Below are 24,724 nucleotides of genomic sequence, written 5' to 3'. Positions count from 1 at the left end.
TTTTATGATCAACATTTCTGATACGGCTCAGGCGCATTTTGTTAAATTACTGGCCGATCAACCGGAAGGCACGCATATCCGTGTGTTTGTAATCAGCCCGGGTACTGCCCAAGCTGAGTGCGGCGTGTCTTATTGTCCACCTGACGCTGTAGAAGCGGATGACACTGAATTACCTTTCAACGGTTTCAGTGCCATGGTTGACGAAAAAAGCGCACCATTTTTAGAAGAAGCGAGCATTGATTTTGTTACTGACCAATTAGGTTCGCAGCTAACCTTAAAAGCGCCAAACGCTAAAATGCGTAAAGTGTCTTCAGATGCGCCATTAAAAGAGCGTATTGAATATGTGATTCAATCAGAGATTAACCCGCAGCTAGCAAGCCATGGTGGTAACATCATGCTAGTTGAAATCACTGAAGATGCTGTTGCAGTACTGCAGTTTGGTGGTGGTTGTAATGGTTGTTCTCAAGTTGATATCACTTTAAAAGATGGCATTGAGAAGCAATTACTGGAGATGTTCCCTGGTGAACTCTCTGGTGTTAAAGATGTGACTGACCATCAACATGGTTCTCACTCTTACCAGTAAATTTGAAAGCTTTTATTGTTGTAAAATACAGCAATAACTCATTCAATTTTTACATTAAACGCGGCCAATATGGTCGCGTTTTTTATTGGCCGTAACTTACGTTGGGTGGGAGCCTTGTGCTATAACTTAAGTATGAAAACGGAGTAGGGTATCTTCATGGCAGATAAAATAACTCAATTTAAGCCGTTAAAAATGCAAGGCTTTACCTTAATTGAGCTAATAGTGGTTATTATTGTATTGGCGATTCTAGCAGTAGTTGCAGCGAGTAAGTATGTCGATTTAAAGCGTGATGCGGCAATTAGCGATGTTAAAGCGACTGCTGCGGCTTATCAACAAGGGGTGACCTTTGTCCATCTTAGATGGCAAGTGTCAGGAGAAAGCGGCGCAGTAAATGATCTTGAAGGCTATATCGATAATATCCTTGATATAAACCCCTTGGGTTATCCATTAGGGATCGATAAAAATAGCCCAATGGGCAGTCCAAGTAACATTGGTAAAGGCATTCAAGGTTGTTTAGATTTATGGAACTCGCTACTTGAAAATCCGCCAACGGTTTCGAGCAGTAATGACGGCAGTGATTATCAAGCCTATCGCCATGAAGCCAGCCCGTCTACCGGAGATGTTACTCAGTGCACCTATGTACTGCGCACCTTAGGCGATACCCAAGGCAGACTCGATGCCGATATGAAAATTCTCTATGACTCTAATAACGGCACCGCAAGAGCAATAATCACTGATTTGTAAAATACGGGATTAGGCTAATGCGTTAATTTGAATATGAAGCGGTAATCGGGCATAAAAATAGCGACCATTGGGTCGCTATTTTTGTAATGATGAATTATCGATAACAGGTTACTTTTTATTTTTCGCTTTAAAAATACGGCGGTAAAAAGTCACTGCGCTAAATAACAAGATTACTGTGCCAATAAAGGCCACTATGGTAATAAACGCCACGTATTTAAACGGCATATTGAGTGCGTCATGCAGTGGTCTAACGAAGCTGGCAACTTGACCTGATAAGCTTCTATCGCTGTGCTTCAGGCTTGATACGATTTTGCCGTGCTGATGATCCATGGTGATACTGTCAGCTTGTCTAAGCCATACATCAGCGTGACCATCAAACTTGATACTGTAATTTAACGCTTGTGGCTTAGCGGCTTTTGGCGCGTCAGCAGCTGGCTTTCTTTGTCTTGGTTTATTAACAGACACTAATAAGGATTCAGGCCATAAATCTTGGGCGGTTTGTAGCTGGCTGTGCCAATCGTTAGCTTTACTGACTGGATAGCTAATTTCAGCCGTTGGCTTGTGCTTGAGCGCATCTGTCCATAAGCCTTTATAAGTAATCAAAAAGCCGGTAATACAGAGTAAAAACAGTGGCACTGATATGAATAAGCCTAATTGAATGTGGCTTTTCACTAGGCTACTTGACTTAGTGTTTGCTGGGATAGAGTGCTTTAGTCTAAAGCTCTTACGTACCCGCCACCAAAGGTAAATGCCCACTAAGGTAATAGCACCACCAATGAACGATGCCCATGCATTAACATATTTACCAATATCACCCAGTAAGAAGTTTCTGTGGAGCCAAAACATCGTGGTCCAAAGCGGGATATCTGACACTTTATGATGATGTATTTCATTGAACTCACTATCAAAAGCGATAGATTGGCCACGGGTTGCCGCTTCAAGGTAAGGGGTATGTTCGGTAGGAAAACGCACACTGCTCATTTCTGGGTAGTGTTCAAAAATAAATTCAGTAGCTTGTGCCTTTTGTTCAATGGTTAACGGCACATAGGTTTGGCCCTTATCATCCATTCTTTTTAGCATGTCCATAGCACCGAGATAGACACCGGTTGTTAGCACTATCAGCATACAAATACTAATGACAAAACCGACCCAATTATGGAACCACTTTAAAGCGGGTACTACTTTCATATTTACGTTCTCAGGTTAAGTATTTATGGATGACAATGACAAAAGTTAGCAGCTAACAATTATGACTGACACGCTATGTAGAGAATGATAATTAATCTCATTTGCAACTGCAATTAAAGAAATGTAAAGAGTGGCATATAAGTGTCATTGTGTTGTCGAGGTCACATTTAGGAGTTTAAATTTTCTTTAGAGCACGAAGTGGCAGTGAATAAAAATACGGTTATATGAATGAAATTAGCCAATACGCGATAAATAGAAGTGAACAATCTAAAGGTTAAATCAGATGATGGTTAATGTTGTCTGTTTGTTAATTTCTAATTTATATGGGTTTTATTTAAATGTGTAGATAAGGGGAGCTCTAAACTGATGAACAATAGTTAATGTGAATATGCAATAGCCATTCAAATATTTTCGCACGATTTACTTCCATTAGTGCTCTTGTTCACAGTTATTTACTTCTGTTACATAAATGGCTTCACTTTCGTCGTAATGCAAATGATAATCCATCTCATTAACGACTGCCGCCATTTAAAGGGCTACTTTGTATGAAAATCTCACCTATTGCATTTGCTGTTGTTGCCAGTTTAGCGTCAGCTTCATTAGCGGCTGAAGAAGCAACTAATGACACTGATAACGGCTTAGATTTTGAGTTGAACATTGAGCGAATTCAAGTAACAGGCATGAATTTTAATAATTACAAAGTAGGCTCGTCATCAGGCGCTATGCGTGGTGATATTGCTTTAATGGATACGCCGCAATCTGTGAATGTTATTCCTGATTTTGTGACCGATGAGCAGCTAGCTACCAATTTATCTGAAGTATTGGTCAATGACTCAAGTGTGACTGGCGGCAGTGAAAAGTGGAACCGCCAAGTATTCAATATCCGTGGCTTTGAATTAGATTCTGGTAGTGGCTTTTTAATCAATGGTCACCAGCAGTTTTCCCACTATGTGCAGCCGATTGAAACCTTGCAGCAAGTCGAAGTATTAAAAGGCCCATCAAGCATGCTTTATGGCCAATCAGGCCCAGGTGGCTTGATTAATATGGTGACCAAAAAGGCCACCTCTGAAACCATGTTTGACTTTGGATTCGATACCGATGAAAACGGCTCAACTCGCTTTCAGTTAGATGCTGGTGGCGCATTAAATGACGCAGAATCTATCCGTTACCGCACTGTATTAGTTAAGCAAGATACAAAATACTGGCGTGAATACCAAGACGGTGAGGGCGATGATTCTCAAGAGCGTGACCGTTTTTTAGGTTACTTAAATCTTGAATTCGATCTTCATGACGATGTGATGTTATCACTGACCTATGATTACACCGATGATAAAACCGGTATCGACCGAGGTGGCTGGTTAGATGATAACGGTGACTTAGTGGGCGATCGCGAAGATATCTGGGATATGTCGTGGGCCTTTACTGACAACGAAGTGCAAAACCTGGGTGCTGATGTAACTTGGTTTATTTCAGATGATTGGAAAATGACTACAGGTTATAACCATCAATCATTTACTCGTCAGCGTTTAGATTCGTCACCATCAATGGTGGCAGGCATGGATCCGACCACTGATGGTTACCAAATCAAGGCGTTTGATCGCCACGATGATTGGCAACTAAAAACCGCTTATATGGATTTCACCGGTACCATTGATGCCTTTGGTATGGAGCACCAAGTGTTAGTCGGCGCTAACATTTTGGATTATTACTATGGTCTGCAACGAGATTCAGGTGACGCGCAAATGGTTATGCCAGGCGATAACGTACCTAGACCGGATCTGGATTACAACAATGGCACTCATTCAGAATCGACTTACAAGCATTATGGCTTTTATGTACAAGACTTGATGACCATTAATGATCAGTGGCAAGTACTGGCTGGTCTGCGTTATGACGAGCAGAAAAAAGACGGTGAAGGCGAAAATAGCTATGCGGTATCACCAAAGTTTGGCGTGATTTACTCGCCAGCTGATAACGGCAGTATCTATGTAAACTACGCCCAAAGCTTTAACCCTCAGTCAATCGTTAACAGTGATAACGATGTGAACGACGGTATGAACTTAGACCCAGAGTACGGTGAGCAATTTGAAATTGGTACCAAATGGGAGCTGTATGATGGTGGCTTACTGTTAACCGGTGCAGTTTTTGATACCACAGTGACTAACGTGACAGTGCGCGAACAATTAGACCAACCAATTGGCGATCATGAGTACATCACCACCCAAAGCGGTAAGCAGCATCACCGTGGTTTTGAAGTGGGCGCTCAGGGGCAAGTCAGTGACAACGTATTCGTCACCAGCTCAATGATGTATCTAGATGCAAAATATGTTACGAGCAGTGAAGATACTGAACAGCTAGACGGTAAAACCCCAGTTGATGCACCTGAGTGGTCAGCAAATATCTGGACTCGCTATGAAGTAACCGATGACGTTGCGCTTAACTTTGGTGCTATCTATGTGGGTGAGCGCTTTGCCAATACTCAAAACACCATAGTTAAAGATGACTATGTAAGATTTGATTTCGGCGCAGCTTACTCATTTGCAGTACATAATACTGATATGAATGTACGCTTTAATATCAAAAACTTATTTGATACTGAATACCTAGATGGCGGTACCAACACCGATGTCACCGTAGGTGATGGCAGACATTTCAGCCTTGCATTTGAAGCTAAGTTTTAATTAGTTCTCTCGTTAAGAGCTTTAGTTAAATGATTTAACAGAGCTCTTGCGTTAAGTGCTTGAGTAAAAAGTTATAATTAAAAGGCCCGCACATATACAAATATGTGCGGGCCTTTTTAATTGTTTCAATTAAAGGTTTTTAGATAAAAAATTATCAATGGCCCTAAAGGTCATTAAGCGGTGTTGATTGTTTGATAAGTGGTGATTGGCATTATCGATTTCAACATATTCGACTTGTTTATCTAATGAAGATAATTTTCGATACATGTCTCGGCTTTGACTCACCTGTACCACTTTGTCATTGTCGCCATGGATTAATAAAATAGGCACATTAATTTTATCCGCATGATAAATCGGTGAGCGTTTATACAGGTCGTTATAGTCATCTCCTAACACCTTTTTAGTCATCTCATGACTAGTATAAAAACGCGATAACTTCACTAAATCTTCAGCGTCAGCAACCCCAGCAAAGCTAATTACACATTGGTATAAATCAGGGGTCATCGCCGCGCCCATCATGGCGGCGTAACCGCCATAGCTTGCCCCAACTATGCATATTCTTTTAGGGTCGGCGATACCTTGGTCGATTAAGTAGCGGGTGCCATCCTCTACATCGGTTTGCATCTCTTTGCCCCAGTTTTTATGCCCTGCAGTGGTGAACTCAAGTCCGTAACCAGCCGAGCCTCTAAAGTTCATTTGCAACACTGCATAGCCGCGGTTAGCAAAAAATTGTGCCCAATAATCAAACTCTTCACCCACATAAGAATGTGGCCCACCATGGGGGAAAATAATTGTTGGTAATGGTTTGTTTGGCGCCCCCTTAGGCAGTGTCAGGTAGCTGGGGATCTCGAGTCCATCTCTGGCGTGGTAGCGGATCGATTGTGGCTGAACTAAAAAATCAGGATTAAGCTGGGAGTATTTAGTGGCAATCACTTCTAGTCGATTGGCATCACGATCGCCGAATAAATAAAGCCCAGGCTGAGTCGGGCTGGTAGCAAAGACAATATAGCGGCGTTCATTTTTACTAAATTGAGTGAGGTAGTTTTGGGTGTCTGGTAAAGCGGCTTTTAAGCGCTTGATAAGCTTTTTATAATCATTATCCCAAAAGTGATACTCATTATCGATACCAGCAACAATGCCAATGGCCTCTCGAGTGATATTAGAGTGCAGCAATTGTGCATTAACGTCGCTGCTGTCTTCACTAAAAACCAATTCTTTATGCAGTGTTGGGTCTTTAAGATCCACTTTAAAAATAGCAAAGTAACCCTGATGGTAAGCTTTGACGTAGAGAATATTTGGGTTTACATCAAACCCAAGCGGAATAACGCTATCTTCAGAATAGGCTTCGTTTTTCCACAGTAAGCGTAAGTCACCATTGGCGTCATCTTGTACGTAAGTGCGATATTCAGTGGTATCAGGATCTCGATAAGTGGCAATACGCACCTTGTGTTGTTGATCGGTCATCCATCCGATAACGTGCTCTCGATAGTATTGTTCAGGGGAAACCCTACCGGAATACAAGTTAACTTTTACCACGCTATCTTCATTCACTCGCTCACTAAACCCGGCAACAGATAGCAAAATGTGCTGAGGATCCTTAGGGAGTAAATCGATAATGTGATGCTGAAATTGAGGATTAAATTTAAAACGTTTGAGGGCTTTTTTAGTTAATACGCTGCCCACATCACCGGTTTTTATATTGTACTTTATCAGCAAGCTTTCATTGGCATTTTTACCAAAACGTTTCGAAGGTATCGTGGCTGCAATGAGCAAGATTTCATCGCTGGCCCAGGTTAAATTAAAAATGGTATAGCGTTCATGGTCATTTTTAAGCGGTATATGAAACTGACCCGTTTCGGTATTAAACAGCGCCACAATCTTATGCGGCTCTTCGGCGCTATCATCCAAAATTAACGATGCTATGTGTTTACCGTTGGGTGACAGCTTTACAGTGCTGACATCGGGAATACTGGCAAAGGCTTCAACGGGGAGTTTAGGGGCAGTTTTTGGGGGAGTATTTTCGGCAGCCAAAGCTTGCTGACTTAGCACCAAAGTGGTGATTAGTATGGAAATCCATTTCATTGTTGATTATTTCTCTTAAACGTTTTTTTGATAAAAAATCAGTACCACAGTGTTCATTTACTGGGTACTGATCTGAATTTAAAGCTTAATGTAAATTTTGATGTAAAAACTTTTCAATGGCGATAAAGGTTTGGATCCGATGTTCATTATTACTTAAATAATGATCGCCGTTTTCAAGTTCGATATATTCCACAGGCTTTTTTAGGTCGTCTAACTTATCAAACATATCTTCACTGTGCTGCACGCGCACCACACGATCTTTATCGCCGTGAATAAGTAACACTGGGACATGAATGTCTTTAGCTTTGCTTAATGGTGAGCGCTCATATAGCGCATCATAGTCATCACCAATTTGTTTTTTAACGATTTCAAAATTAGTAAAACGTCTTGAAGACTTAACCAAATATTCAACGTCAGTTACACCTGCAACACTAACGGCGCATTGGTATAAATCTTTGGTGGTAGCAACGCCCATTAATGCGGCATAACCGCCATAACTGGCGCCGACAATGCATATTTTTTTCGGGTCTGAGATGCCTTGCTCAATCAGCCAGCGGGTGCCATCTTCAACATCGTTTTGCATATCCAAGCCCCAGCTTTTTAAACCCGCTTGCATAAAATCAAAACCATAACCTGATGAACCTCGAAAGTTCATTCTCAGTACGGCATAGCCTCGGTTAGCAAGAAACTGCGTCCAATAATCAAAGCTATTTGAGTCATAACTAATGGGGCCGCCATGGGGGAAAATAATAGTAGGTAGGTTTTTAGCTTCCTTGTTTTGGGGCGTCGTTAGAAAAGCTTCGATTTCTAAGCCGTCTCTGGCTTTATAGGTCAGGGTTTTAGTATCAGCTAATAATTCAGGGCTTAATTCTTTATAGCGGTATGCAATAGGGAGTAACTCACCGGCATCACGATCACCAAATAAATAAATACCTGCTTCTTTGGCATTGGTTGAGTAGACAATATAGCGGCGTTCATCGTCACTAAATTGGGTGATGTAATTACGATAGTCTGGTAACGCTTTATTTAGCCCATTAGCTAAGCGAACGTATTCCTCATCCCAAAATGTATATTCAGATTCGTCACTGTCATTAATACCGATGACTCTTTGTTTGAGGTTTGAGTAAATTAATGAGCCTTCAACGTCATAGGATTCTCTGCTAAACACCAATTCTTTAGTCAGTTTTGGGTCAGTTAAGTTAACCTTAAAAATAGCTAATAAATCATCATGGTACGCTTTTACATAAAGAATATTGGGGTCTTGCGCAAAGCCCATCGGCCAAACTTGTTCCTTAGCAAAGGCCTCAAACTCCCATAAAACACGTCTATCTTCACCTGTGTCAGCTTGTTCGTAAATTCTGAACTGAGTATCTTTGTGATAAATGCCAATTCTGACTTTATGTTGCCTATCAGTTATCCAGTCTTGGATATGTGGCTCTGCTGGTTGCACAAACTTGAAAGCTCCATTGTTCAAGTTGATGTTAATAACCGACTCAAAATTGGGCTTGTTACCTAAACCACTAATGCCCAGTAACAGTTTTTCTTTGTCTTTTGGTAAATAGTCGATGATGTTAGATTGGATTTGCGGCATCCATTTGAATTTTTTAAGCGAGCGACTGCTGATAGCACTAGAGGTTTTATTTTTACTGATAGAATACTTCATCAACCTCGTTTCTGTAGTTGGCGTGCCGTAGCGTACAGCAGGGAATTTAGCTTTGATTAATAGGACATCATCACTAGCCCATTGCAGTGATAAAATAACAAATTTTTCATTATCGGTTTGCAGTGGATAAAAAGACTCACGGCTATCAATATCAAGGATATTAATAATCGAGCCTTTCATTTCATTGGTATTTAAGCGGACTAAAGAGGCTATTTTTTTACCATTAGGTGACATGGTTACATGGCTAACATCTGGAATGCTGGCAAACGCTTCCAGCGGTAATTGTTGAGCGCTGACTGAAGCTGAACATAGCCAAAGCGTCACCAGCAAGCTAAAAATCCGTTTCATTAAAATCATCCTTATTATTGTTGTTAACTAGATGTTATCAGTCGTAAGGTTGATAAATCCACTGTTAATTCAATAATAAAGAGCATTTATAGTTGTTTAAAAACATGACTGTAGCGGTAATGCAGTGCTAACGAGAGACTGCGGCATAACATAAAGGCGCTCATGGCGGCCCACAGGGCATTATTGCCAAAGTCTTGCAGCAAATACCAACAAGGAAAAAACACCCCGAAGGTCGATAAAATCATGCTGTTACGCATCATTTTACCTTGGGCGGCGCCAATATAAACCCCATCAAATAAGTAAGAGCCAAAGGCCAATAACGGCATGAATACCAACCAGATTAAGTAATGCTCAGCTTGCTGTTGCACCAGTTCAATATTGGTGAGTAAGCCAATAATATTGCTACCAGCAAAATAAAATAACAGGCTAAAGCCTACGGCAAATAGCGCTGACCAAGTGGCGGCAAGGGTGACAGAGTCATGTAATAAGCTGAGATTTTTTTGCCCCACCGCGCGGCCCACTTCAGCTTCGGCGTAATAAGCGATGCCATCTAAGGCGTAAGATATTAGCATCAGTAAATTAAGCAGCACCGCATTAGCGGCAATGATGTCATCACCTAAGCCCGCACCGTAAAAAGTCATAAAGGTAAAGCTGGCTTGCAAACATAAACTGCGAATAAAGATATCGCGATTTAATTTTAATAAGCGTGAATAGCCTTTTAAGCTGATATGAACCAATAACTGGCTAAAGCGAAAATCTGCTTGTTGATATAGCGCCCGTTTAACGATAACGGCTGCAACGGTAAAGGCGCACATGTCTGCAATAACAGAAGCAAGCGCGGCGCCTTTGACATTCCAATCTAGGCCAATCACAAACACCACATCTAAAACGATATTGACGATATTGGCGATGATTAACTGCCACATTGCCGCCTTGGGCGCTTGTCTGCCCAGTAACCATCCCAGTAACACCAAATTTAAGAGTGCAAACGGCACCGACCAAATACGAATTTCGACGTATTCGCGGCAAAATTGCTGCACCTGCGCACTGGCTTGGCTTAAAGACATGGCAAAATCCAACAGCGGTTGCTGCAATAACACTGCCGCGCCACCAAACAGCAATGCAAGGCAAGCGCCTTGCACCAGCAATTTTTGCTGAGTTACGGTATCATTAGCGCCGTAAGCTTGGGCAACCAGTCCAGTGGTGGACATGCGTAAAAAGCCCAGCAGCCAGACAATTAAGGTAATAATTGTACTGCCAAGCGCCACCCCGCCTAAATAATAGGCCTCACTTAAATGACCGATGACTGCGGTATCGACTAAACCTAATAACGGAATGGTGATATTCGATAAAATCATCGGCAAGGCTAAAGCAAAAAGCTGCCGGTTTTTTTGGCTGTTAAAAAGTAATGCTTTTATGGACATAGGAATAATATGTTAAAACGAACTCTATTGGGGTTATTGTGGTTAATATCACTTAATGCCAATGCCGTGGTGATCTTGCAATATCATCATGTGTCAGAAACAACACCTGCAAGTACCAGTGTGACGCCAGCTCAATTTGAAGAGCAAATGCAATACCTTGCTGCAAACGAGTTTACCATCATTCCATTAACCCAAGCGGTAAATGCGCTAAAGAATAACACGCCATTAGCGGATAAAAGCATCGTTATTACTTTTGATGATGGCTATGACAGTATCGGTTTAGCCGCGGCGCCCATATTAGCTAAATATGATTTTCCTTATACCGTATTTGTGTCAGTGGAGCCGATTGAAAAAGCCTATCGCGGCATGATGAGCTGGGATGATATTAAAACGCTCACTGAAAAGGGCGCCACCATTGCTAACCATAGCTGGGCCCATGAACATCTAAATCGTAAGCTTGATGGTGAGTCGAAGCAGCAATGGCTTGATAGAATTGAAGCAAACTTGCTAGCGACAGAAGCTGAAATTAAAAAGCATACTGGTCAAAGCGTAAAAATGCTGGCTTACCCGTATGGTGAGTACAATGGCGATGTTGAAGACATTCTGAAAAAGCATGACTTTATTGGTTTAGGTCAGCAATCAGGCGCCGCGGGCAAATACTCAATACTGACTGCGCTGCCACGTTTTCCTGTGGCGGGCCCTTATGCCGATTTAGACAGTTTAAAAGTCAAGTTTACTAGCCTCAATATGCCGGTGGTTAAGCAAAATATAACCGATCCGCAGTTAAGCCAAGGTCAGTGGCGACCTGAGCTAATCATTGAGCTCGATACCAGTGATATTTACCCGCATCAGGTGATGTGTTTTGTTCAGGGCCAAGGCGCTAAAAAGCCAACTTGGGTTTCTGAAACTGAGTTTAGTATTCAAGCTTCAGCAAACTTGCCCGCAGGTCGAAGCCGTTATAACTGCACTGCACCGAGTAAAACTAAGTCAGGTTATTATTGGTTTTCACAAGCGTGGTTGAGACCGAATAATGATGGCAGTTGGCCGAAAGAGTAACGCTTTCTGGTTTAGTTTTGGTATTTCAAACGTTGTTTGGATTAACATCGCAGGATTCCATCCTGCACCGCGAAAGCTATGCTCACATCCATGTGAGTATCACGCTATTTTCTTCAACGTCCTCAATTCAAATTGAGTCTTATAGCTGATTAGGTTCTTATCTTTTTGCTTTTTATAATTGCCACAAATACAGTCAAATCGAAGAAGCAATAATCCCAGTGTAGATGCAGCAGCGAGCTTCCAAAACATGGACGTTTTGGCAGAGCTTACATGGACGTACTTGCAGCGTCTCGCAGTTGTATCTGCACATAAGGTCGCTTTTTCACATCCATGTGATCGCGACATTTGTATATCCTATACATCAGCTGCGGCAGGCAATGGATTAGATTGAAGTGATGGTCATCCGTGTCTGAGTTAATATAAATGAAGTATAAAGCTGGTGCTGGTAACTCGTTTTACTCCAAATCTAGTTTGCCATTTAAGACAAATCAACGTCGTGGCGCTTCGCCCACACCAGACCAAGAGGGTATCAACAGCAATACCCTCTTGGAGCACCCTGCCGCCCCCGACGAAAAATGCTGAGAAGCGCATGTTTTCAAGGGGAATTGATCCAGCTTTGGACTTCGTTTGTTGCTAACTTCGGCCTTATTCGAAAATGCTAACGCTTCCGATGGTGCATCCATGCACCGCGAAAGCTATGCTCACATCCATGTGAGCATCACGCTATTTTCTTCAACGTCCTCAATTCAAATTGAACATGCACGCTTTTAAACTTTATTGCAGATGAAGTTAAATCGAAGAGATGAAAATTCCGGTGTAAGCGCTCTGAGCGAGATATGGCCGTTTAATATGGATGTTATTTGTCATGGCCGAGCTTTCAGGGACCTTTTGATTTATATAAAGAGTGCAGCGTGTCACAGTCGTGCTTGCACATAAGGTCGCTCTTTCACATCCATGTGATCGCGACATTTGTATATCCTATACAGCACCTGCGGCAGGTAATTGGTTAGATTGCAGTGATGGTCTTTCGTAACTCAGCTAATATGAATAAAGTATTAAGCTGTTGGTTTTTAGTACATGCGTTCTGGCTGTGTATGGCATTGTAGCTAAGATTTATGGTGTTTATTTTGTTATATAGTCAGAGAAATGTACGACTTCCACCCCAATCATTTTTGACAGGTATTCTTCGAAAAACACCCTGTGTGAAGCGCCGACCACAATCACAATTCGTCCTCCAATCTCATTCGCTACCACTCTCATGATGTTAGACACCATATTTAGGTTTCTAACTTCCCATAAAGCGACTCTAGCTAATGCAGGTTCTACCTCTAAATCTTTATCAACAAACATGCTCCACTCTTGTCCAATCACTTGAGAGCTTTGTTCAGGGCTATTCAACCAAAGATATAAAGGCAGCCAATCTCCTGTTTGTATTGCGTGTTTTTGCAAGGCTTGAGGTTTAGTGATGAGCGTACTTTTTTGAAGTTCATTTCCTACTTGTGATTTACTATAAGATGGCATCAACCTTTTAACCATGTCTTGATACATATCTTTATCAAGATGGTCATCAATAGGGTAGATAGTATTTATGCCCTCATCTAAAGCTAAGTTAATTGCGATATTGCTTGTTTCATTATTTTTTGCAGCACGCTCACTGAGATAAGCTTTTAAACCTTTGGACAATTTCGAAGTGTCATTTTCTGTTAATTTTAACCAATGCAATGTTGCGGTATCAGGGTAGTAACCAGCAATAGATAGTCTTATAAGCTCAATTCGCTTTTCATTTGACAAATTATCTACTATTTCAAACTGATTCATTTTCGCTATTGCTTCAGTTGCAGAAAGTCCTAATGATGATTGTTCTTTTTTTGCGATACCAAGTAGCTCATCACCAACAAAGTTTGTTAAAGTTTCTTGATATTCAACAGAGCCATTAAGCATTGTTAAAATATCTTCACCTCGCAGTGATTCGACTGCAATAGCTGTTGGCTTAAATTTACCCAAATAAAGTCTAATTTCAGATAAGTTGATCTCTTCTTTAATACTGTTTAAATGCATCGTTCCTAAAACCATTACTTCAGTTTTCTGTTTAACACGTGCATTTAGACTTTGAATATCTTGCATTGCATTTACCAAGTTAGGTAATAAAACCAAAGCTGCAAAAATTATTCTTATCATTCTGTTGTCCTTAACCTTCAACTCACTCCAATAAAGAAAAATAACTTACCATAATTAAAAAATGTTTCAATTCTTTAAGGGTTTACCTGTATTTAGAATATGTTTTTCTTATTAATTTTCGACAAGGTGCTTAGATAACTCTGTTTTTTTATTTATTAAAAAAGTAATCACATTAAGAAAAGTCTATTTCGCAGACAATTTAAATATAGGTATGAGGGAAGGGTTATGGCTCAAACTTGGTTATGCCCCAAAATGTCTTAGATCAGAAACACATTCACAATCTGTTTATTTGTTTTGCTATATCTCAACTAATGCTAAAAACCAAAGGCAAGTTCTACTGCCAAACATTCTCTGGGTTTATGCTGTTTGATATCTTGAGCTAGATTTCTTATTGACCTGTCTATAGCTTTATAGTTTAAAGTACTTAACCATCAACGGATATAGGGCTTATCACTGTGTATCAGATATCTGAGCTTGCTGCGAAAGTAGGGCTATCACGAACAGCTCTAATTTATTATGAAAAGCAAAATCTTATCTCAGGCCGAAGGCTAGAAAATGGCTATCGTGTCTATAGTGATAAAGATTTACAACGGGTCCGTTTGATCAAGCAATTACTGGCTGGTGGGTTGACGCTAAAAGAGTGCAAAGTGTGCCTTGAGGCGAAAGTGGATAAGCAACTATTACAAAACCGCCTCAAGGCGCTTGATGAAGAGATCGCGCAAAAGCAGCAGTCACGCACTTTACTTGCTGCCATGCTAGGTGAGGGCGACCTTAAAGCGTGGCATCAAAGTTTAGATAAACTGGCGCCAGATGCGCATTTAGATTGGTTAATTAAGCAAGGTTTTAGCGAGAAAGAAGCTTTGCGACTGAAATGGTTATCAAAAGACATGAACGAACACGATTTATATATGGCTGACTTTATGAAGGTTTTTGAAACGCTAGAGCGTTGGGGACCTGGCAGTGAGACTGAAACACAAAAAGCACTGTCATTGGTGCCTACAGCGCCAACTAGCATTCTTGAAGTGGGCTGTGGCAAAGGGTTAGCAACCAAAGTGCTGGCTGAACATAGTGAGGCGAAAATTACTGCCATTGATAATGAGCAATCTGCACTTAATCGACTCGCGCAGCGATTTGAGCAACAAGGTATCTCGCAGCGGCTTGAAACCGTGTGTGCGAGCATGACGGAGTTACCTTTTTCCAAAGCAAGTTTTGACCTTATTTGGGCTGAGGGCAGTGCGTACATCATGGGCGTTGAAAAAGCGCTAACTCAGTGGAAACCACTCTTACGTGAGCAAGGTTATTTAATGATCAGTGACATGGTTTGGCGAACCGAGGATCCCAGCTGCGAGTCCATTGAGTTTTGAAGCCAAGAGTATCCAGATATTCAATTGGTACAAACACGGCTCGAGCAAATGGAGAAAGCTGGCTATCGAGTCATTGAGCATTTCAATCTGAGTGAAGAAGCATGGTTAAACTACTATGGCCCCTTAGGTAAGCGAGTGACTGAGCTTGAGCCTGAGATGGCTTGTTCTGCGGCAATAAAAGATATCAAACGTGAAGTAAAGCTTTGTACACAGTTTGCTAAAGAGTTTGGTTATCATATGTTTATCTTAGCGAAAAGCTAAACTGACAGGCATCATTTAAAATGGGTAACGGTCAGATAAAGTCTGAGCGAGTACAGTTAAGATTCTGATCTCTGTAATGAATAGGTCGATTAAGTAAAAAAAACCAGCTGGAATATCCAGCTGGCTTAATAAATAATCAAATTATTAAAAAGTGGGAAAAGTGATGATGAGAAAAACTAAATTTTGAACTTGTAGTAAACATAAAAGCGAGTGTCAGTTAAATCGTCGCCACTGGCGTAGTTAACGATTGCATGACGCGCTCTAACGCTTAGGCCATCAATATATTTAGCAAGGTCATAGCGTACAGAGAAGTCTGTTTCATCAATATCTCTGCTTGCATCCCCATCAATCTGGTAGCTGGCATAGTTCACGTATGCACTGACGCCATTAAGCGCTGAGCTTGGTGCAAAGTGATACGCTAACTGAGCGCCATATGCATCTTCATTAGCACGTGAAGACTGCACAACCTGTTGAATAATGACTTTGTCATCACCAAATGGTGCCACGATATCGCCATCTCCGGTTTTTACGTACTTCACCGTAGCGTCAAAACCGTTCCACTTCATACCAAGATGGAAACCCGCTTGATAGGTGTCGAACTGAGCGACAGATTGATCCAGTAATCCAGTTGAACCTTGCTTTAAATAAGAGGGTTTGAAGTACCAGTTAGTCGCACCTAAGTCACCGCTGATATCTAGCTTAAGATGGAATTGGTTGTACACGTCTTCCATGCTGTAGTACCACAAGCTTGATTTAGCCTTGATTGACTCGAATGGCAAGCTGTAGTCCAAACCGAATGCAAGCATTGGGTTATCTTCAACGTCGACCATTACGCCTTTGCGTGCAAACTCACCTTTTACACCTTCAGAAACACTTTTAAAGCCTTCTTCAGTCCAACCCATGTAATCAGTAATATAAAGAGCTGATATTGCAAGGTTTTCAACTGAAGTGTTTTTAACGCTCGCACCACGGTATGTGAACGGAATTGCCCGTAATGGGAATGGGTTCATCATAGGTGTGCGAAGCTCTTGAGCACCCACGGTAATTTTAGTGTCATACCAGTTGCCGGTAACAAAGTACTCTTGCAAACGGTTAACTGATTGACGCTCTGCTACTGATCCAGGCGCTCCGCCACCGACTAGGCCATAGATGCCATCGCTGTTTGAGTCCCAAATTGGGTTTGCAGAGGCAAACGAAGTACCAAAGCTGATACCATTGGCTTCACCTGAGCGCAGGTAAAACAAACCACCGAATGACGTATCATGTCTGTCTGTGGTTTCACCATCGAAGTCGCGTGCGAAATCAAATAGTTGAAGTTGACCTTTCAAGCTACCATCATTGAACAAATTGCTAATTGGGTCAGCAGCAAAAGCTGGACTAGCTGCTAAACATGCCGCCACTAAAGGCAGTAATCGTGTTTTCATCTTTATCATCCTTAAATCTAGAAATCTTTTACTTGAGATGTTTAAGCACTAACGAGTTGGCTAAGGCACGACAAAGTCGAAGCGAAGGTGACAGCTGCCACAGTAGTTTTCTGACTTCTCATGTACTTTGTGACAGTTGGCGCAGTCTGTTTCAGTGCCAAAGTGACGATTGTCATGGGGATTGGTAGGCTTAACGTCTTTGGTCTTTTTAGCCAGTTTTTCAGTGTTATGACATTTGACACATTTCATCATTGTCACAGGCTCGCGGGTTTCAGCTTTACCATGGCAACTCGCACATTTAACGCCTTTAGCTGCATGGGTTTGATCTAATAAGGTGTTGCTTGCAGCGATTGCACCGTTTGCGAAAAAGCCCAATGCAAGAGTCAGCATGATGTTACGCAGTGTTAATTTCTTCATTGTTTTATTCCATAATTTCATTTGGAAAGGTGCCCAAACCTCAGGCATCCATTGTTAATATTTTTCGCCCTATAGCTTGGCAACATATCTTCCGGCTAAATAACCGAAGGTGTAACAACGACCTAGAGACAGACCGAATACAGTCAATGGATAGTCAACACCACCATAGAAGCCGCCACCGAGGTTACCGATGACAAACAGGCCGCCAATCTTGTTACCGTCAGCATCAAGTGCCTGATGGTTCTTATCGACTAACATGCCTGAGCAAAGGGTTGAGATACGCATGCGACGGTGAATACCGTAGAAAGGAGGTTTTACGACAGGTAACATTTTCGATGATGGTTTACCGAAATCGTCATCCATACCGGTTTTGCAAAGTTCGTTGTAACGTTTAATGTTGGCAACAAAAGTCTTAGGATCACATTCCAGTTTTACAGCCAGTTCTTCTAATGTATTAGCTGAATAGGTGTTGGTTTGAGAGGCGTACACGCCTTTTTTAGGAGTAGGATCTTCAGGCATGTATATTTTCATTTCTTCAGGAGAATATAATTTGCCTGGCCAGTCTTTTGCTTGAGTCATGTAGTTTGAATCGAACACTTGCGAGTAGTGACCAGCATTTTGCTCATCACGCAGGTAGTTGTTCATTAGCGACATCGCAACCGTTTCGTTAACAAAGCGCTCACCTTTGCGGTTTACCGCTAAGAATGGCATGTCACACATTGATGCTGGACCCGCGTCAAAATCATGTAACATCTTAGTATGACCAACAGGTTCAATAACCCCGCCAGCCCAGTAAGCCATTGAGAAACCGTCACCAGTACGATCCATTTGCTTACGTTCAAAGTTTTTCAAATCAGGGATGAAGAAGTTACACATTGCTTCGTTATTTTGGTAATCACCCGCAGATAAGATCACGCCTTTTTTAGCCATGTATTTGTGGTATTTACCATCACGGTCTTTAGCAATAACCCCAATAACTTTACCTGTTACGTCTTGAATTAGTTGCTCAGCTGGCATATTGAAGAAGAACTTAACTCCCGCTTTTTCAGCCGTTTTAGCAAGATCTCGCATCCCGTCACCAGCTGTGTATGGTTTAGGACCAAAGTAAGAAGTCACAAAGTTAAGTTTGTGCTCAGTCACACCGCGAATACCGTGTTGTGGTTTAGTGCCTTGATCTACAACTTGTGCGCCACCTTTTTTCGCGCGATCAATCACCCAGTTAACAGCTTCGCCAGAGTTATAAGCCCACTCTCTTAATAATTCAGGGTGACAACGATGGGCGCTGTCAGCCATCAAGCGGTTTACCATTGCTTCAACGCCTGCTTTATCACAGTTGGCTAAATCAAGGCCAGATCCTGTGTTGCCTTGAGACACAACAATCGCTTGCTTTTGCAGTACAGCAACTTTAGCGCCGTTCTCTGCCGCCGAAAGCGCAGCCGGAACACCTGATGCACCCGCACCCACGACAACCACATCAAAAGTCTGGGTTGAGGCAATATCTCTATCTGAAATCTTTTTAGGTTTTGGCATGAAATCTAGTGTTGCACCGCCATCTGAACTCTTTGCTGATGTGCAACATGCTTCACCCGCAGTAGCTGTGCCAGCAGTTAACCCGGCAAACGCGACTGCACTGGTTCCCATTGCTGCACGAGTAAGGAAACTACGTCGTGAAATACCGTTTTGCAGGACATTGGCCGTGTATTGATCGATTACTTTAGGTTTCTGTGAATTGTCTTGACTCATTTTCATCTCCTTTTGCCCTCGTGGTTCACGGTGGATGCAACATCCTGACTAGCGATATTGGATCCGGTCATAACCCCATAGAGCTGCTGTGTTCTACTTGATTTAGAAAGTAGCTTCGCGGTAGCTATTTATTCAGTAAGGGATCTAGTTGCTGTGTGGTAATCGCTCAACATTAATCCAATACCTCTTTAGGGCTAATGTATGACATATGATGTTTGGTCGGTAGTGTTAGTTGTTACATATTTGCGGTGGATCTCAAAGAAAAGTTATTTTGTGATCTATTGGGTGAGTAGATTGTGAAATGCTAATATTGTTTTTAGTGACTATTTACACTTTTTCATTTTTTCATTTGTGGTAGTAGCTTACTGATAATGATAATCACTATATAAAGTGACCGTTATGCTAGCTTGCTTTGTACACTTTAGTGAGTTGTTACAGGGGAGGTATAATTAAAGCGCTTATGGTTATTGTCAGCTTTAAACAGAATGTCACCACACTGCATCACCGACAAAAATTAGCGTACCTATCGACTAAGTTAACTAATAGTGTTTAAAATCAGAATCTTGTATTTAATAAACTGCTAAATAAGCTTATAGGTAATTTATCCGCTGAAGTCGCTATTATGGAATTGAATGGGCTGATATGATTAGCGTCATTGTTAAATTTAGGACCAAGCGTAATGGACTTTAAGCCAGTCAAACAAGTAAAAGCATCTGATGAAATTAGTAAGCAACTTAAAGATGCTATTTTCCAAGGCCATTATGTTGCTGGCGATAAACTACCTTCAGAACGAGAGCTTGTAGAGTCTTTTCAGGTAAGTCGAACAGTAGTGCGTGAAGCCGTAAGGGGACTAGAAGCCAGTGGTCTTGTTGAGATAAAACAAGGGGCAATGGGTGGCGCTTTTGTTAAGAGCATTACTTTTGAGCGACTCATTAATGTTTGTCAAGAATTGTTCCTAATGGATCAAATGTCTTTTGTTGAAGTTTGCAATACCAGACAACTTATAGAACCTATGGTTGCTGGGTTAGCGGCAAGAAATTGTACGCCTGAAATGGCCGATAAATTGTTAGAAGCCTGTGCAAATGAGGTCCATATTCTGGACTATGCAGAAACAGTACAATTACGCCAAAACGTACATTACATTTTAGCTGATATGTCGGGTAATCGATTTTTAGCTGGGATAGTTAAATCGCTACTTAAAGTGATCGGTAGTACGGCTCAGCAATTTGAACCTGAGCATGATGACATGCACCCTGCTGGGCAGCATGAACTAATAGTGAAAGCTGTCATCGCCAATGATGAAGCTGCAGCTGAAGCTGAAATGCGTACCCACCTGTTGGATTTTACCGCCAGACTTGATCGGGTAGAAGAAAATTACCGTAAGAAATTAGCAGCCCAAAAACTATCATGATGACAGTTATGGTGTGTTATTAATGCCGAAACTATAAAAACTCACTAATTTTAGTGAGTTTTTTATTAAGGGCTTAACAATATCTTTTTGATTTACTCGGTTAAAAAGTCATTCAAAATTTGATATTTATAATGGTAGCAAGCACTTGTCGCTGCAGACGCTATTCAAAGTCATTAAAACAGGCTGGATAGTGAGCATTTAAACGTTAACAGTCAGTTGTCACGTATGTGACCGTTGGGGTTTGGCCTGAACTGGTGGCCGGATCGTAAAGTATATAGCAGCCACTATCACGTACTGCAGTTTGATTGATGTATTCGCCGGAGCGGCCTGCTAACGCGGCTGTTGTTAGCCAAAAACGTGTGTCCCCATAGGTTGTAGACCAAGTCCACTCGTTGGAAAAATCGCCTGCCATAATTTTCGAAATACTATTACTTCGACTAGCACTGGGGTAGCCATAGGAAACTTCGACATCATCAATTCCATCTGAATCTAAATCAATCGTTGTTTTGTCTATTTTTTCTACCCCTTGAGATAAGGATTTGGCATAGACCATTTTAGAGCTTGAGAGTATGGCTCCTCCCATTGCTTTAATTGAGGCTATATTCGCCTCGGTACTTAGGTTAATAAAACGCGGCGCGGCGATCACTGCAAGAACAGCTAAAATCAGCAACACAACGACCAATTCTATCAAGGTGAAACCAGAGGACTTGCCATTAGATGAAATGCTAAATGGAGTGAGAGACATAAATACCTTAATAATTATCAGCTAACAGCTTAATTTTTTTGAGATTGATATAAGCCTAAAAGGGTTAGTTTCTGTAAGTTGTTAGTGACGATACTTGGGAGCCACTTAGCTGTTTTCCAGTTGATGTCGCCAGACTAGTTTATTACATGAGTTGATTAAAAATACTAAGCTAATCGATAAAAAATCAAACATTATCAATAATCAATTTCAGATCCGCTATCAACTCTTTATTGAGTATTTGCGGTATTTTCCCTGGTTGGGCTTTAGGTTTAAACACTGCAGTTTTCTCTGCTTTTGGTGACACTAAAACGTAACTGGCACTGTGATCCACTTGGTAATCTTCGCCGTCTCCAACCATGGCGTAGGCAAAACCTAAATCACGGGTAAAAGGAAATAGCTGCGCGTGATCTGCAGTAACGGCTTTGAAATCGCGGTTAAAAAAGTTGATGTAATCTAAACGCTTGGTTTGGCTGTCTCTTGCAGGATCCACTGACACAAACACCACTTGAATATTGTCGCTTACTGCCTGCAACTCAGGGTAGGCGGCATTGAGTTTGTTAAGGGTTGTTGGGCAAACATCTGGGCATGAGGTAAAGCCGACAAACACCAAACTCCACTTGCCTAAAAGCTGCTCATTGGAGAAGGTATTCCCCAACTGGTCTTGCATGCTAAAAGGTGCCAGTGGTCTTGGGTTATCAAACAAATAACTTGTTTCAAGGGCCAAATCCGGCACAGATTTAGCAGCTAAGCCTATTGTTGCGGATGAACTTTTTTGGCTAGGAAAAAGCGTAGCAACAGCAACGCCTAAACCCAGCATAATGACCGCTAACCCGATAATTTTTTTCACTCATTCACTCCATTATGTTTAGCTTTAGGTTCACTGTTTTTATCTTCAACTTCACTATGACTATAAGCACTGATAAAGCGAGTTATACCCACAGATAGTGATCAACTAATAGCACCAAGAATAAAATCATTAAGTGATAAATCGAGAACTTAAACACATCCATCGCTAAGCCTTCTTTATCATGATATTTAAGTTGCCACGCTTTATAAATAAAGCCACAACTTAGAATGGTTGAACCCACAAGATAAACAGGGCCGCACATGCCAACCAGTACTGGCAATAAACAGGCAATCGCTAACAGTAAGGTGTATAGCAAGATACAGGTTTTAGTGAACTCAACCCCATGGGTTACTGGCAGCATTGGGACGTCGACTTTGGCGTATTCTTTTCTACGGTGAATCGCCAGCGCCCAAAAATGTGGCGGCGTCCAAGTGAAGATGATGATAACTAGCAATAGCGCATTACCATGCAATTCATTGGTGACTGACGTCCAACCTAATAGTGGCGGCATTGCGCCCGCTAAGCCACCAATCACGATATTTTGCGGCGTTGCACGCTTAAGATAAGCGGTATAGACCACGGCATAACCGATTAAGCTCGCAAAGGTTAGCCATGCGGTGAGCGGGTTAACTAAGGTATACAAAATAACAAAACCGCCTAAGCCGATAGAAGTGGCAAAGGCCATGGCTTTGATTGCCGAGACCTTGCCTTTTGGTAATGGGCGGTTATAGGTGCGCGCCATTAAGCCATCAATGCGGCGATCAATTAAATGGTTATAAGCCGCAGCTGCCCCCGCCATCATGGCGATGCCTATCATGCCAAAGATAAGTGGTTGCAATGGCACAGCGCCGGGCAATGCTAAGCACATTCCCACCAGTACCGTCAGTAACATCAGGGCGACCACTTTAGGTTTGGTCATTTCAAAATAGGCGCGCCAAGGTAATTGCGCGCTGCTGGTGCTTGCTGGTATAGACAGAGATTTAGCCATAATAGAATCCTTGCTTAAGCTTTACGCCACAGCGCGTAGTTGATGAAAATAACGGTAAGTAACAATAGCGCTGCGCCGCCGTTGTGCGATACAGCAATGCCTAAAGGCAAATGCATCACAATATTGCTGATGCCAAGGCCCACTTGAATGATCACTAGGGCAAATAACAGCCAAGCACTTTTACGTATAGTGCGAGAGTGTGCTTTAAGTAATTTAAATCCTAACAACACTAAACAGGCGGCGGTAATCACGCCCCAAATACGGTGAGTAACATGGATAGTCATGCGGGCAGGGTATTCCAATACGCCATATTCAAAGCTTGGATGTGTGCCCTGAAACGGTGAAAATGCATCAGCAAATTGCAGATTATCGACCCAGTTCCCTTCACATATTGGCAGGGCGGTGCAGGCTAATGCTGCGTAATTCGATGACGTCCAGCCCCCCAAAATAATCTGCAACACCAGTACAATTAAGCACACCATGGCAAAGGGGGCGAGTTTTCTGGCATAAGTGTCACCACCGGGGATCCGCAGTGGTCGGGTACGAAGATACAGCAGTAGCAGTAAAGCGAATAAACTAAAGCCACCAATTAAATGTCCCATGACTACGATGGGCATTAATTTCATGGTGACGGTCCACATGCCTAGGGCCGCTTGAAAAAGCAGTAGGGCAGAAATAAGTATGGGTAGCTTTTTGGGCGCATCGGCTCTTTTTAAGCAGATGATAAGGATGGTTAAAATCAGTAATCCAAGAGTGCCAGCGATATAGCGGTGGATCATTTCCAGCCACGCCTTGTCAGATTCTATTGTTTGATTGGGGAAGGCGGTTTCGACTTTTGCTAATGCATCAGGCGCGCTAGGCACCACAAGATGACCATAGCAGCCCGGCCAATCAGGGCAGCCAAGCCCTGCATCAGACAGGCGAGTGTAGGCGCCCATTAATATCACCGCAAAGGTAAATACCAAGGTAAATTTGAGCAGGTTTTTTATCACCATTAACCGACCCTCGACAGTTTAAGCATCTTGCGTAAATCGCCAATCATCGACTTACCTTGAGCAATATTTTCTTGCTCGCCCATAATGCCTGGGTATTTCATGACTAGGCTGCCAAGGGGATCGACAATAATCATTTGCTGCTCTGTCAGTAATGCGGCCATTGCAGGGCTGGCACTGGCTGTAGCAAACGGCACTTGCAGTGTAGTTAAAATTGCGGTGTCGCTATCTGGGGTGAGTAAAATAATTGGGCTGACGCGATCTTGATGTTTACCTAAGGCGATGTGGCTTTGATGCATGACATACAAACGTTGCTGACATTGCTCGAGGCATTGCTTTGGTAATAAATACACCAGCTGCCACATGTGCGGCTGCGGGTTGGCCATTGCCAAGTTTTGATAATTGAGTTGTGCGCCGATTAGCTCACCTTTGTTGGTGGCTGCGCCGTTATATAAATCTAGGCTCAATACTAATTTAGCCATGGCTACCGGTAAAATAAATACCAGCAGCAACAGATATAATGTCTTGTTACCTTTAGGTTTTGCTGGGGAGTTCATACTTGCTCCTCTTGTTACGACTCATTTT

General features: G+C 42.0%; 18 protein-coding genes and 1 pseudogene. 6 read left to right on the top strand and 13 right to left on the bottom strand.

What is annotated here, in order from left to right; translation table 11 throughout:
* Positions 1-4: 4 nt before the first annotated feature.
* Both nfuA and BM739_RS05595 read left to right on the top strand, forming a co-directional pair.
* A complete protein-coding gene (gene nfuA, locus BM739_RS05600; RefSeq protein WP_076538256.1) occupies positions 5-583 on the top strand; it encodes a Fe-S biogenesis protein NfuA in 579 nt (192 codons plus the stop codon).
* 156 nt (positions 584-739) lie between these two features.
* Positions 740-1,327, top strand: coding sequence for a type IV pilin protein (locus BM739_RS05595; protein WP_076538254.1), 588 nt, complete (start codon positions 740-742; stop codon positions 1,325-1,327).
* 108 nt (positions 1,328-1,435) lie between these two features.
* On the opposite strand, the gene BM739_RS05590 is transcribed toward BM739_RS05595, so the two are convergent.
* The gene (locus BM739_RS05590; protein WP_076538252.1) at positions 1,436-2,515 is read right to left on the bottom strand and encodes a PepSY domain-containing protein; all 1,080 of its coding nucleotides are present in this window, start codon (positions 2,513-2,515) and stop codon (positions 1,436-1,438) included.
* Between the two features lie 545 nt (positions 2,516-3,060).
* On the opposite strand from BM739_RS05590, the gene BM739_RS05585 reads away from it, so the two are divergent.
* Entirely contained in the window at positions 3,061-5,196 is a 2,136-nt protein-coding gene (locus BM739_RS05585) for a TonB-dependent siderophore receptor (RefSeq protein WP_076538250.1), read from the top strand.
* A 129-nt stretch (positions 5,197-5,325) separates the two neighbouring features.
* On the opposite strand, the gene BM739_RS05580 is transcribed toward BM739_RS05585, so the two are convergent.
* The 3 genes from BM739_RS05580 to BM739_RS05570 all read right to left on the bottom strand — a co-directional run bounded on the left by BM739_RS05580 (position 5,326) and on the right by BM739_RS05570 (position 10,713).
* Positions 5,326-7,278 carry a S9 family peptidase gene (locus BM739_RS05580; protein ID WP_076538248.1) on the bottom strand — a complete coding sequence of 651 codons (1,953 nt, stop codon included), beginning with the start codon at positions 7,276-7,278 and terminating at the stop codon, positions 5,326-5,328.
* 85 nt (positions 7,279-7,363) lie between these two features.
* Positions 7,364-9,289, bottom strand: coding sequence for a S9 family peptidase (locus BM739_RS05575; protein WP_076538246.1), 1,926 nt, complete (start codon positions 9,287-9,289; stop codon positions 7,364-7,366).
* Positions 9,290-9,375: 86 nt separating this feature from the next.
* Positions 9,376-10,713: an MATE family efflux transporter gene (locus BM739_RS05570; protein ID WP_076538244.1), complete on the bottom strand. Its 1,338-nt coding sequence runs from the start codon at positions 10,711-10,713 to the stop codon at positions 9,376-9,378.
* A 9-nt stretch (positions 10,714-10,722) separates the two neighbouring features.
* Between BM739_RS05570 and BM739_RS05565 the strand changes: the two genes are divergently transcribed.
* Complete coding sequence (locus BM739_RS05565) at positions 10,723-11,769, top strand: polysaccharide deacetylase family protein (RefSeq protein WP_076538242.1); 1,047 nt, start codon at positions 10,723-10,725, stop codon at positions 11,767-11,769.
* Positions 11,770-12,891: 1,122 nt separating this feature from the next.
* On the opposite strand, the gene BM739_RS05555 is transcribed toward BM739_RS05565, so the two are convergent.
* Positions 12,892-13,947 (bottom strand): DUF5694 domain-containing protein, encoded by a 1,056-nt coding sequence (locus tag BM739_RS05555; RefSeq protein ID WP_076538238.1) that lies wholly within the window; start codon positions 13,945-13,947, stop codon positions 12,892-12,894.
* A 455-nt stretch (positions 13,948-14,402) separates the two neighbouring features.
* On the opposite strand from BM739_RS05555, the pseudogene BM739_RS05550 reads away from it, so the two are divergent.
* Positions 14,403-15,572: pseudogene (locus tag BM739_RS05550) on the top strand (methyltransferase domain-containing protein).
* Between the two features lie 176 nt (positions 15,573-15,748).
* Here BM739_RS05550 and BM739_RS05545 read toward each other — a convergent pair.
* The 3 genes from BM739_RS05545 to BM739_RS05535 all read right to left on the bottom strand — a co-directional run bounded on the left by BM739_RS05545 (position 15,749) and on the right by BM739_RS05535 (position 19,156).
* On the bottom strand, positions 15,749-16,996 hold the full coding sequence (locus tag BM739_RS05545) for an OprD family outer membrane porin (RefSeq protein WP_076538236.1): 1,248 nt from the start codon (positions 16,994-16,996) through the stop codon (positions 15,749-15,751).
* A gap of 60 nt (positions 16,997-17,056) precedes the next feature.
* The gene (locus BM739_RS05540) at positions 17,057-17,413 is read right to left on the bottom strand and encodes a cytochrome c3 family protein (protein WP_076538234.1); all 357 of its coding nucleotides are present in this window, start codon (positions 17,411-17,413) and stop codon (positions 17,057-17,059) included.
* 69 nt (positions 17,414-17,482) lie between these two features.
* The gene (locus BM739_RS05535; RefSeq protein WP_076538232.1) at positions 17,483-19,156 is read right to left on the bottom strand and encodes an FAD-binding protein; all 1,674 of its coding nucleotides are present in this window, start codon (positions 19,154-19,156) and stop codon (positions 17,483-17,485) included.
* Positions 19,157-19,835: 679 nt separating this feature from the next.
* Here BM739_RS05535 and BM739_RS05530 point away from each other — a divergent pair.
* Entirely contained in the window at positions 19,836-20,567 is a 732-nt protein-coding gene (locus tag BM739_RS05530) for a FadR/GntR family transcriptional regulator (protein WP_076538229.1), read from the top strand.
* Between the two features lie 205 nt (positions 20,568-20,772).
* On the opposite strand, the gene BM739_RS20630 is transcribed toward BM739_RS05530, so the two are convergent.
* From BM739_RS20630 to BM739_RS05505, 5 genes are all read right to left on the bottom strand, one after another.
* Positions 20,773-21,312 (bottom strand): prepilin-type N-terminal cleavage/methylation domain-containing protein, encoded by a 540-nt coding sequence (locus BM739_RS20630; RefSeq protein WP_076538227.1) that lies wholly within the window; start codon positions 21,310-21,312, stop codon positions 20,773-20,775.
* Positions 21,313-21,496: 184 nt separating this feature from the next.
* The gene (locus BM739_RS05520; protein ID WP_076538429.1) at positions 21,497-22,129 is read right to left on the bottom strand and encodes an SCO family protein; all 633 of its coding nucleotides are present in this window, start codon (positions 22,127-22,129) and stop codon (positions 21,497-21,499) included.
* A gap of 112 nt (positions 22,130-22,241) precedes the next feature.
* Complete coding sequence (gene cyoE / locus BM739_RS05515; protein WP_076538225.1) at positions 22,242-23,147, bottom strand: heme o synthase; 906 nt, start codon at positions 23,145-23,147, stop codon at positions 22,242-22,244.
* Between the two features lie 14 nt (positions 23,148-23,161).
* A complete protein-coding gene (locus tag BM739_RS05510) occupies positions 23,162-24,142 on the bottom strand; it encodes a heme A synthase (protein ID WP_076538223.1) in 981 nt (326 codons plus the stop codon).
* The gene (locus BM739_RS05505; protein ID WP_076538221.1) at positions 24,142-24,696 is read right to left on the bottom strand and encodes a hypothetical protein; all 555 of its coding nucleotides are present in this window, start codon (positions 24,694-24,696) and stop codon (positions 24,142-24,144) included. Before BM739_RS05505 ends, BM739_RS05510 begins: the two co-directional genes overlap by 1 nt.
* Positions 24,697-24,724: the final 28 nt, after the last annotated feature.

Origin of the sequence: Shewanella sp. UCD-KL21 (assembly GCF_001957135.1) — a bacterium.
GTDB lineage: Bacteria > Pseudomonadota > Gammaproteobacteria > Enterobacterales > Shewanellaceae > Shewanella.
The sequence above is the reverse complement of the archived record's forward strand: the minus strand, read 5'-3'. Positions and strand labels throughout refer to the sequence as shown.

Excerpts from the sequence above, each read along its gene's own strand:
- nfuA (WP_076538256.1), top strand. The coding sequence starts at position 5 with ATGATCAACATTTCTGATACGGCTCAGGCGCATTTTGTTAAATTACTG.
- BM739_RS05595 (WP_076538254.1), top strand. The coding sequence starts at position 740 with ATGGCAGATAAAATAACTCAATTTAAGCCGTTAAAAATGCAAGGCTTT.
- BM739_RS05590 (WP_076538252.1), bottom strand. The coding sequence starts at position 2,515 with ATGAAAGTAGTACCCGCTTTAAAGTGGTTCCATAATTGGGTCGGTTTT.
- BM739_RS05585 (WP_076538250.1), top strand. The coding sequence starts at position 3,061 with ATGAAAATCTCACCTATTGCATTTGCTGTTGTTGCCAGTTTAGCGTCA.
- BM739_RS05580 (WP_076538248.1), bottom strand. The coding sequence starts at position 7,278 with ATGAAATGGATTTCCATACTAATCACCACTTTGGTGCTAAGTCAGCAA.
- BM739_RS05575 (WP_076538246.1), bottom strand. The coding sequence starts at position 9,289 with ATGAAACGGATTTTTAGCTTGCTGGTGACGCTTTGGCTATGTTCAGCT.
- BM739_RS05570 (WP_076538244.1), bottom strand. The coding sequence starts at position 10,713 with ATGTCCATAAAAGCATTACTTTTTAACAGCCAAAAAAACCGGCAGCTT.
- BM739_RS05565 (WP_076538242.1), top strand. The coding sequence starts at position 10,723 with ATGTTAAAACGAACTCTATTGGGGTTATTGTGGTTAATATCACTTAAT.
- BM739_RS05555 (WP_076538238.1), bottom strand. The coding sequence starts at position 13,947 with ATGATAAGAATAATTTTTGCAGCTTTGGTTTTATTACCTAACTTGGTA.
- BM739_RS05545 (WP_076538236.1), bottom strand. The coding sequence starts at position 16,996 with ATGAAAACACGATTACTGCCTTTAGTGGCGGCATGTTTAGCAGCTAGT.
- BM739_RS05540 (WP_076538234.1), bottom strand. The coding sequence starts at position 17,413 with ATGAAGAAATTAACACTGCGTAACATCATGCTGACTCTTGCATTGGGC.
- BM739_RS05535 (WP_076538232.1), bottom strand. The coding sequence starts at position 19,156 with ATGAGTCAAGACAATTCACAGAAACCTAAAGTAATCGATCAATACACG.
- BM739_RS05530 (WP_076538229.1), top strand. The coding sequence starts at position 19,836 with ATGGACTTTAAGCCAGTCAAACAAGTAAAAGCATCTGATGAAATTAGT.
- BM739_RS20630 (WP_076538227.1), bottom strand. The coding sequence starts at position 21,312 with ATGTCTCTCACTCCATTTAGCATTTCATCTAATGGCAAGTCCTCTGGT.
- BM739_RS05520 (WP_076538429.1), bottom strand. The coding sequence starts at position 22,129 with ATGCTGGGTTTAGGCGTTGCTGTTGCTACGCTTTTTCCTAGCCAAAAA.
- cyoE (WP_076538225.1), bottom strand. The coding sequence starts at position 23,147 with ATGGCTAAATCTCTGTCTATACCAGCAAGCACCAGCAGCGCGCAATTA.
- BM739_RS05510 (WP_076538223.1), bottom strand. The coding sequence starts at position 24,142 with ATGGTGATAAAAAACCTGCTCAAATTTACCTTGGTATTTACCTTTGCG.
- BM739_RS05505 (WP_076538221.1), bottom strand. The coding sequence starts at position 24,696 with ATGAACTCCCCAGCAAAACCTAAAGGTAACAAGACATTATATCTGTTG.